Source organism: Chamaesiphon polymorphus CCALA 037, assembly GCF_003003845.1.
GTDB classification, from domain to species: domain Bacteria; phylum Cyanobacteriota; class Cyanobacteriia; order Cyanobacteriales; family Chamaesiphonaceae; genus Chamaesiphon; species Chamaesiphon polymorphus.
Genome location: NZ_PVWO01000197.1, coordinates 1 through 9,861 on the forward strand (window position 1 = coordinate 1; position 9,861 = coordinate 9,861).

7 protein-coding genes are annotated in these 9,861 nt (G+C 46.7%); 3 read left to right on the forward strand and 4 right to left on the reverse strand.

The features are described 5' to 3' along the window. Window positions 1–40: 40 nt before the first annotated feature. Both C7B77_RS15505 and C7B77_RS15510 read right to left on the reverse strand, forming a co-directional pair. Complete coding sequence (locus C7B77_RS15505; RefSeq protein ID WP_106306519.1) at window positions 41–913, reverse strand: YaaW family protein; 873 nt, start codon at window positions 911–913, stop codon at window positions 41–43. Between the two features lie 253 nt (window positions 914–1,166). Further along, window positions 1,167–1,880 (reverse strand): hypothetical protein, encoded by a 714-nt coding sequence (locus C7B77_RS15510; protein WP_106306521.1) that lies wholly within the window; start codon window positions 1,878–1,880, stop codon window positions 1,167–1,169. A gap of 298 nt (window positions 1,881–2,178) precedes the next feature. Between C7B77_RS15510 and sbcC the strand changes: the two genes are divergently transcribed. The 3 genes from sbcC (at window position 2,179) to C7B77_RS15525 (ending at window position 6,533) form a co-directional block, all read left to right on the forward strand. Continuing rightward, window positions 2,179–5,217, forward strand: coding sequence for an exonuclease subunit SbcC (gene sbcC, locus C7B77_RS15515; protein ID WP_106306524.1), 3,039 nt, complete (start codon window positions 2,179–2,181; stop codon window positions 5,215–5,217). Window positions 5,218–5,323: 106 nt separating this feature from the next. Then, window positions 5,324–6,136: a precorrin-4 C(11)-methyltransferase gene (gene cobM / locus C7B77_RS15520; RefSeq protein ID WP_106306527.1), complete on the forward strand. Its 813-nt coding sequence runs from the start codon at window positions 5,324–5,326 to the stop codon at window positions 6,134–6,136. Between the two features lie 40 nt (window positions 6,137–6,176). Next, window positions 6,177–6,533, forward strand: coding sequence for an MGMT family protein (locus tag C7B77_RS15525; RefSeq protein ID WP_106306530.1), 357 nt, complete (start codon window positions 6,177–6,179; stop codon window positions 6,531–6,533). A 79-nt stretch (window positions 6,534–6,612) separates the two neighbouring features. Here the strand turns inward: C7B77_RS15525 and gyrA are convergent, their stop codons facing one another. Beyond that, window positions 6,613–9,213, reverse strand: a complete 2,601-nt coding sequence (gene gyrA, locus C7B77_RS15530; RefSeq protein WP_106306533.1) for a DNA gyrase subunit A — start codon at window positions 9,211–9,213, stop codon at window positions 6,613–6,615. A 257-nt stretch (window positions 9,214–9,470) separates the two neighbouring features. Then, on the reverse strand, window positions 9,471–9,773 hold the full coding sequence (locus C7B77_RS15535; protein WP_106306536.1) for a hypothetical protein: 303 nt from the start codon (window positions 9,771–9,773) through the stop codon (window positions 9,471–9,473). Window positions 9,774–9,861 lie beyond the last annotated feature (88 nt).

A 9,861-nucleotide genomic window follows, 5' to 3' on the forward strand; every position in this document is an offset into this window, starting at 1 on the left:
GCAGATGCATCACGGGCTGTTCGGCACTAACTCGTACTGTTTAACAATAACTTAAGTCCCAGTCGCTCGATTCTTCTCCGAAGACGCTATGCGAACGAGTCAATCTAATCTGAGCTAAGGCGACAATCGTCGGGATAATGCGACCGTAATTAGTCGAAATCGATCTCCAGCCCAAATCTGCAAAAAACCAGCCCCACATGGCTGGCCCTAAAATGGTAAACACACCGCGTACAGCCACCTGCTGGGTCGCTGAAAGCATCATGCCGCGTTTAGCCATATATAGAGATATGTAGCTTTGCAGTTGGCTGGTAGCGGCCAATCCGCCCCGAATCAGGGTTTGTTTGGCAACTTCGTAGCTGGCAAAATGAAATGCAAATTGACGGGCGATTTGATGGAGTACCAATGGTTTGAGCACCGAACTAACCACGATCGCGCTACTGCCCTTTAAAATTAGTTTGATCGGGTCGTGTTGAATGTGAGCGGGTAAGGGCTGGTCGAAGCGGGTATTTGCCAAAGATTTCTGGACTCTGAGCGTCAGCGCATCGCGATCTCCAGACGGTAGCTTATGCCAACTTTTACCCATTAAATGCAGAAAGACTTCCGCTTCTAAATCGGTGGTACTGAGCTGATTGGAATAAGGAATTTTGAGATATCTACACACCTGTACCAATGTCTGACGGTAGCTGACAGCATGAGTCCGTCCTTGCAAGACAGTAATCCCATCCGCTGCCAAAAACCGAAAGCGATCTTCGATCGAATCTAGCCAGATGTCCCGATCTTGACTCTGAATTTCTACCAAGTCTGGGGTACGCACGTAGTCTAGAGGATTGAACTTACGGCTAAAGAGAATCCTGGTTAATTGTTGTAGTTCGTCTTCGGTCGCCAATTCTAATGCCGTTCGTAACTCATCCACAACAACTTCCTCCCACACTCGTGCTGCTCGTCCTTCCACCCTCTAGTGTACCGCACCATTCCCAAAAAACATTGGACGCCCATCACTAGCGATCGATTAACTTAATCTAAGTTGCTATTTAATAGCCAGATAATTAGACAACGACTGGAAGTCGTTGCTTGTGATGCGAAGTCCGCCTACGCGGACTGATTAACTAGTCCGCGTAGGCGGACTTCGCATCACTAGGAGCGGTTTCTAACCGCTTATGCGATTTTTAACTGATTGGTGGTAGCTCCTTAATCGTGGCTTTGCGAGTGGGGATATCTATATTAGCTACAAACCGCTTGCTCCCTGATGTGTAAATTACTACACGTCGATCGATTCCCAGCCGTGAAACTAATAAAATTCGATCGATATCCTTAATGACTTCCGTATAATTTGCCCCAGAAACATCAGAAATTCCGATTTCTTTGCGGTCTAATTTACTGAGTAGTTTATCGGCATCTGTATCTGCTACAGCCCGAACATACCAGAGTGTTTTGACTGTTTTAATCCCATTTGCACCATTCATCGGATTGGGGTTTGACTTGCTAGGTGGGACAGGTTCGCCAATTTGCTCTAGCTCTATAATCCGGGAGCTATTGTTGGTGAGTAATTTACCCGCTGACAAGTTATCTCGATGCACGAACATATAGTTACGAATATCCAGTTCGCCATAGTCGTTGCGCTCGCTATAACTACCAGATTTAATCTGTTTGAGAATGCTTTGACGCTCTCGATCTGCTACATAAATCGGTGCATAGAGATACGGGGTACCATTAAGTTGCTCGAACTGGTTCATCCACACATCTTTAGGCGCGGCTAATGGCACCGGATTAGTACTGACAGCAACTTCAGGATTGTTAGTAGCACTCACTTGGGGCTTACTACAACCCGCTAACGTCAACACAATTCCTAATAAACCGATTGGCCACCATTGTTTTAACATTGACACTACTCACACGTATATTACTCCTGAGTTTGTCTACAATTTGGTAGTTCTTAATTCCGTAGGAGTTGGGAGTTGGGAGTTGGGAGTTGGGAGCGGGGAGCAGGTGGAGAGAGAATTGTTCTGTTACCCATTACCCATTACCCATTACCCATCCACCCATCCACTCATCCACCCATCCACTCATCCACCCATCCACCCATCCACCCATCCACCCTTTCAACTAGCACAAAAATACCACAAGCGTGCCAAAACTCTCTATCATAGAGTCTAGGTCAACTCTACCCAGCGATCGATCGTGATACCTCTGCAACTATCTCTCAAAAACTTTCTCAGCTATAGCGAAGCCAGTTTAGATTTTACAGGGCTGCATACCGCTTGTATTTGCGGTGCCAATGGTGCGGGGAAGTCTTCGCTCTTAGAAGGGATTACTTGGGCAATTTGGGGTGAGTGTCGCGCGGTGAGTGAAGATGACGCGATTAGTAATGGTGCGATGGACGTGCGGGTGGATTTTACCTTCATGATGCACGGCGAGACTTGTCGGATTATTCGCTCTCGCCAACGCGATAGTACTGGCGGGTTAGAATTTCAGATTCAGACGAGTGGCGGACAATTTCGGACGCTAACTCAAAAGGGAATTCGATCGACACAAGCCTTAATCGATGATTATCTCAAAATCGATTACGATACGTTTATTAATTCTGCCTATTTACGACAGGGTAAAGCTGATGAGTTCATGCTTAAAAAGCCAACCGATCGCAAGCAGATTTTAGCAGATTTATTGAAGCTCGATCGCTACGAGCAATTAGCCGATCGAGCTAAGGATACGGCGAAACAGTTTAAGCTTCAGGCGGAGGTATTGACGGAGAATTTAGCCGAAGCTGAGTTGCAATTAGCCCAAATTGATGGGATTACCGAGCAACGCGATACCGTCAAAGTCGAGATCGATCGATTGCAACAGCTACAAGTGCTTGAGGAACAAGAATTAGAAAGTTTTAAAACGATCGCCAGACAGCGAGAAACTTGGCAACAGCAATTAATTTGGGAGCAAAAACGCGATCGCGAATTAATTCAAGCCGCCACCCAGATCCAAGCCGATCTTCAGTTGCTAAATACCGATAAGAATCGTCTGGATAGTCTCTTAATTCGATCGGATGAGATTTCAGTCGCTTATCAAGCTTATCAAGCTCTACAGCAGCAAGTAGCAGTCCTCGATCGCCAATTTGATACTTACCAACAAAGCCAACTCAAGCAGCAACAATTACAACAACAACTAGAGCGACAAACTCAAGAGTTGCAACTAACTCTCGGTAGAAGTCAAGCCGAATTAGCATTAGTCATTCAACAACAACAAGAATTAGCTACCACGCTAGCCACTGCTGGCGATGTTACCAAAGCGATCGCTCAATTGCAATTATGTCGTCAGCGCGTAACAGAATTGGATCGCTTGCAAGCAGAAGTATTACCGCTCCAACAAGAACGAGTAGTGTTGACGGGTAAAATCGATCGAGAGGCGGCTAAAATTCAGGCGAAACTCAACGAGTTAATCCTCAGAGAGCAGCAGATAAAAATTAAAACTAACGAACGTCCGCAATTAATCGATCGCCTAAATTTGCTCGATACTCAGATTACCGAACTGGACAATAAAAAGGTCTATCAGAAACGGATCGAAGAAAAAGGATTGGTTAAAAAAGAGAATATTCAGCGGTTAGATGCCGATGTGCGTAATTATCAAAAACAATTAGTAGAACTCGATCGCAAGTTAGAATTATTAGAAGTCCCTGATGCTAGTTGTCCGGTATGCGATCGACCTTTAGATGAAAATCACTGGGAGCATGTCTTAACTAGTGCCAAAAGCGAACGCGAAAATATCGATCGCCAGATTTCAGCAGCGCAAGAAGAACATTCTTTATATGTCCGCGAACGTGAAGATCTAATCGCTCAATACAAGCAGCTAAATCGCGAACTAGCCGGATCGGAAAATCTACGCGAACAACGCGGTAAACTCCAAGCTCAGTTAGATTCGATCGCCGAATTGCAAGTCAATCTTGACGAAATTGCGATCGAGAAATCGCAAATCGAACTCGCCATCGAGTCTAAAAGTTATGCCAGCGAATTGCAAACCGAACTTGCAGGACTATTAATTCAACTAGAAGCAACTAACTATAGCGAACAGAGTCACGCTCTGGCTAGAGGTGAAGTTGATAAATTACGCTGGGCGGAAGTCAAGCAAGAACGCATTAGAGAAGCCGAGCGCAAGCAGCAACAATCGATCGAGCGCAAAGAACGATTGGAAATTGAGATCGCCGCGATCGAGGAAAATATTAATTCACTGCAAACTAATTCAGATCTAAAGTTAGAATTAGAAGCCGTAATTCACGAGATCGAAGCGTTGGGATACGATCGCAATCATCACAACCAAATTACGACTACCTTGCGCGAATCTCAATCGATTCAACTGCAATATCAAGAACTCCAACAAGCCAAACAAACTCAGCCCCAACTAATAGAGCGAATTAAAATCCTAGAGACTAACGAACGTCAAAATACAGAAGATCGTCAAAAATCGACGTTAGAGATCGATCGCATCGGTCTAGAAATTGCTAAAATTCCCGATAACGATGCGCGCATTCTGGCGATCGAATACCAACTCACCGAACGTCGCCAACAACTAGATAATAATCTCTCAATTATCGGTAGTTTAGAGCAACAGCTAACGCAACTCCATCAAATTAAAGAACAACTGCGATCGCAACAACAGCAATTAGAAGCCTACAAGCAACAGCAAAAAATCTACGATGAACTTAGCAAAGCCTTTGGCAAAAATGGCATTCAAGCCTTAGTAATCGAAAATATCTTACCGCAACTAGAAGCTGAAAGTAATCAAATCCTCTCCAAACTCAGTAACAATCAATTCCACGTCCAATTTATCACTCAAAAAGCAACTAAAGGTAGCCGTGTCAAAAAAGCCAGCGTCAAAAGTGCTAAATATATCGATACCCTCGATATCGTCATTGGTGATGCCAACGGTACCAGATCCTACGAAACTTATTCCGGTGGCGAAGCCTTTCGGATTAACTTTTCCATCCGCCTCGCCTTAGCAAAACTCCTCTCTCAACGAGCCGGAACGCCCCTACAAATGCTGATTGTCGATGAAGGCTTCGGCACCCAAGATCGCGAAGGTTGCGATCGATTGATTGCCGCAATTAATGCGATTTCTGCTGACTTTGCCTGTATTTTGACTGTCACTCACATGCCTCAATTTCGTGAAGCTTTCCAAACTCGGATTGAGGTACATAAAACATCCAAAGGTTCTCAAATTCAAGTCATAACTTGAATTTTAATTGAGAATATTAAAAATGGTGGGCACTGCCCACCAGCTAAGATATTCGCTATTTAAATCGATTTAAAATATTTGAAAGCATAAAAGCAAGGGAATAAAATTGATAGCAGATCGAACACTTATACCCCAAGTTTATATTATCGGCGTTGGCCCTGGCGATCCCGATTTATTAACCGTCAAAGGACAGCGCATCATTGCCACTGCCGATACAATTTTATATGCCGATTCACTGATACCCGATCGCATCTTGCAACATGCTCGCCCAGATGCAGAGATTATCAAAACTAGCGATCGCACCCTCGAACAGATTGTATCGGTAATACTCGATCGAGTGAAATCGGGTTTAACGATCGCCAGATTGCACTCTGGAGATTTGTCCCTATATAGTGCCATTAGCGAACAAATTCACGCCCTCAAAGCCGCGAATATTACTGTCGAATTAATACCCGGAATTAGTGCTTATCAAGCCGCCGCAGCCACACTCCAAGTCGAACTCACCGTTCCCGAAATCGTCCAGACAATTATCCTCACGCGCCCTACGGGTAGAGCATCTAGCGTACCGCCAGCCGAAGATTTAGCTAGTTTAGCAGCCCACCAGTCGAGCCTGTGCCTCTATTTAGCCGCAAAACATGTCGAGACAGCACAAGCCAAATTACTCTGCCATTACCCCCCAGAAACGCCTGTAGCCATTTGTTTTCGCGTCGGCTGGGAGGACGAACGAATCCTCGTTGTACCCCTGACGGAGATGGCTGCTGTCACCACCCGCGAACAATTAGTCCGCACCACGATGTACATTATCAGCCCCGCGCTCGCCCAAATCGATGGTAATAGTGCAGATTCCACCCCAACGCGTTCGCGACTATACCATCCCCAACACCAACATCTATTTCGATCGACATCAGATTTAGAATAGTCGATCGATTCTAGATCCTACCTCCAACCCAACCCAACCCATGGCAGCACGCTCCTCTAATTACGCCAAAATCTATGCCGTCGTCAAGCAAATTCCGTGTGGCAAAGTGCTCACTTACGGGCAAGTTGCCGACTTGGCTGGATTGTATGGTAAAGCGCGGTTGGTAGGTTACGCGCTATTTAAAGTGGATATCGCTTCGGATATTCCCTGGCAAAGAGTTGTCAACGCCAAGGGCGAAATTTCCTACTCCATAGCGCGCTGTGGCGGCGACTATTTACAGAAAAATTTATTAGAAAATGAAGGTGTAGAATTTCAGCGCGAAGATCGAATCGATCTCAAAAAATATCGCTGGCAACCGCCCATAAATTTAATGGACGATGGCAGCGATAACCTTTAAAGCAAGTTTTTAACTGAAGTCTAAATAGAATGTCGATCGCGGTCTTACTCTAAACTAGATTGCGATCGATTTAAGCGATCTACGCTTCTTCTAGTTCGACGACATCGGCATCGGCGTCAGTATCTAGTTCCTCTTCACCATTGGAGGCTGGCACGATCGCGACTGCCATGATGGCATCGTCGTCATCTAGTTTCTGTACCCGTACCCCAGTAGCCATGCGGGATTGGGAGGAGATGGCATCGATCGCTTGACGGATGATAATACCACGATTGGTGACGATCATCATCTCCTCATCGGGATTGACTACTCGTAGAGCGGCTAATCTGTCGCCTTTTTTGCGGAACTTGATCGCCAGGACGCCCATTCCGGCACGGTTTTGGAGGCGGAATTGAGTTACGGGGACGCGTTTGCCGAGTCCGCCTGTCGTAACTACCAAAATCCACGGCCCTTCACCTGCGGGAACTACAACATCTTCAGCGACAGTATCATCGATATCCTCTACACCCGGATCTTCGCTGGCAGCCACCATTTGAGCGATGACTTGGCTGGGTAAGATATCCATACTGATCAGTTCGTCACCCTTCTTGAGCGACATCGATTTGACCCCGCGCGTGGCTCTTCCCAAGGGTCGGAGCTGATCGCGATCGGTTCGGAAGTGAATTGTCATCCCGTTGCGAGTACCGATAATCGCGCTGTCGGTTTCTTTGGCGCGACGTACCCACCGCAAGCTGTCGCCTTCTTCTAACGAAATCGCGATCAAACCGTTGGCACGAACGCTAGCAAATGCCGATAGGGCGGTCTTTTTGATGAATCCCTTCTGCGTGAGCATAATTAGGTATTCATCATCCAAGAATTCGCTTACGGGTACCACTGAGGTGATCTTTTCCTCGCGGGGAATCGGTAGCATTTGGACGATCGGAATCCCCCGCGCCGTTCGCGATGAGACGGGAATTTGGTAAGCTTTGACCGTATAAACTACGCCGCGATCGCTAAATAGTAGGATCGTATCGTGGTCGCAACAGGTCAGGAAATGCTCGATCGCATCTTCTTCTTTCATTCCCGTGCCCTTTTTACCGCGTGTAGCGCGGCTTTGCGTTTCAAAGGTGCTGACGGGCATCCGCTTAATATAACCCTGCTCGGTGACCAAAATTAGCGACTTTTCATTGGCAATTAAGTCGGTATCTTCGAGATCGCCTTCGCCATGCTCGATTAGCGTCCGACGGGGAGTAGCAAATGTCGCTTTAATTTCGGCGATTTCAGTTTGGATGATGGCCAGAATCCGTTCGCGACGAGCGAGAATATCTCGTAAGTCGGTAATTTTGAGCGTTAGTTCGTCATGCTCTAAATGAATTTTATCGGCTTCTAGAGCGGTGAGTCGTCGCAGTTGCATTTGCAGAATCGCATCGGATTGTAATTCCGATAACTCGAACCGTTCGATCATCTCTTGTTTGGCAGTTGCCGAGTCCGCAGCACCGCGAATTAAGCGAATTACTGCATCTAAGTTAGCCAGTGCGATTAATAAACCTTGCAGCAGGTGATCGCGTTCTTCAGCTTTGCGTAATTCGTAGCGAGTCCGACGGGTAATCGATTCGATCCGGAAGTCGAGGAAAACGCTGAGGAATTTTTTGAGGGTGAGTAACTGGGGTTCGCCGTTTACTAACGCCAACATGTTGCAACCGAAGTTGGTTTGGATCGGCGTTTGCTTGTACAGATTGTTGAGTACTACACGCGGATAAGCATCCCGCTTGAGTTCGATCACGATCCGCATCCCATCGCGATCGCTCTCATCCCGAATATCCGAGATCCCCTCTAACTTATGGTCGTTAACCATTTCGGCGATCCGTTCGATTAAGGCTGCCTTATTCGTCTGGAAGGGTAATTCGGTAATAATAATCGCTTCGCGATCGGGTCTGCCCTTATATTCGAGGGTTTCGATGTTAGCAACCCCACGCATGACGATCGAACCGCGTCCGGTTGCGTAAGCTTCTTTAATCGAGGACGTACCTAAAATTTGCGCTCCCGTAGGAAAATCAGGCCCAGGAATATATTGCATTAATTCCATATCCGTAATGTCCGGATTTTCGATTAATGCCACCACTCCATCGATTAATTCGCCTAAATTATGGGGCGGAATATTCGTCGCCATCCCAACGGCAATCCCCGAGGAGCCATTGAGTAATAGCTGTGGAATCCGTGCGGGTAATACGGTTGGTTCCTGTTGCGAACCGTCGAAGTTATCGGCAAAGTCAACAGTTTCCGCCTCAATGTCCCGCAGTACGGCATCCATCGTCAAAGCTTGCAAGCGACACTCGGTATAACGCATCGCCGCTGGTGGGTCGTTATCGACCGAACCGAAGTTACCGTGTCCGTTAATTAACGGATTGCGCATCGAAAAATCTTGCGCCATCCGCACCAGGGCGTCATACACTGCGGTATCGCCATGGGGGTGGTATTTACCTAAAACTTCCCCGACTACCCGCGCGCACTTTCTAAATGGGCGATCGGCTGTCAAACCCAATTCGTGCATCGCATACAGGATACGTCGGTGGACTGGTTTGAGACCGTCTCTGGCGTCGGGAAGTGCTCGTCCTACGATTACGCTCATAGCGTATTCCAGGTAAGAGCGAGACATCTCATTTCGTAGATCTGTAGGGACGATTCGCTCTTGGGAAGTAGTCATGGAATGCTCCGTCCAGCTTGATAATTGTACTAATTCGCTAGTTCAATTTTATCACATTTAGGGGGCTTCGTGTGGCTCTGGATGATGGCTAGAAGGCTTGCTAATTCTAGGCGATCGGGGTTTCAACCCTCGCTCGATCTGGATTAGTTTCGGAGACTAGTATTCGGTTGATCGATTTAGCGGGTACAGTACTGCTAGCGACTGAAGTCACCGCTAGTGATGCAAAGTCCGCCTTCGCGGACTAACTATTTTTAAGATTAACCCAGAAGTATTGCAGGTGATGTCAGCCGCTTCAACATGTCAATCGTCCATGCTCTGACATCTTCTAGTTCTGCTTCATACGACTTATGACTATCTTTGCCGATGTAACCAAGCCTCCATAGGCTTCCTGTGGATATTTCGACCTCAATTTCTCGATCCTTGAGCCATTGTCTGGCTTGCTCGCGAGTGCCTTTTTTATTCCAGAATTGCATCTTCCAGCCTGCTGGTGTTAGGCACACATCCAACGGTACCCACAAGGAATCATTGAGCTTAACTATGTACCAGTTGATATCTACCAAACCCTTTAAGGCTCACGGTTCGCTCATTTTGGAGAGAGGTAGTCAAATTGGGTTAAAGTTTGACAATGAGCAAGCCTGTAACCTTAAC

What these genes read in the sequence shown, in the direction of transcription:
- C7B77_RS15510 (WP_106306521.1), bottom strand. Translation starts at nt 1,880, where the DNA reads ATGTTAAAACAATGGTGGCCAATCGGTTTATTAGGAATTGTGTTGACG.
- C7B77_RS15525 (WP_106306530.1), top strand. Translation starts at nt 6,177, where the DNA reads ATGGCAGCACGCTCCTCTAATTACGCCAAAATCTATGCCGTCGTCAAG.
- gyrA (WP_106306533.1), bottom strand. Translation starts at nt 9,213, where the DNA reads ATGACTACTTCCCAAGAGCGAATCGTCCCTACAGATCTACGAAATGAG.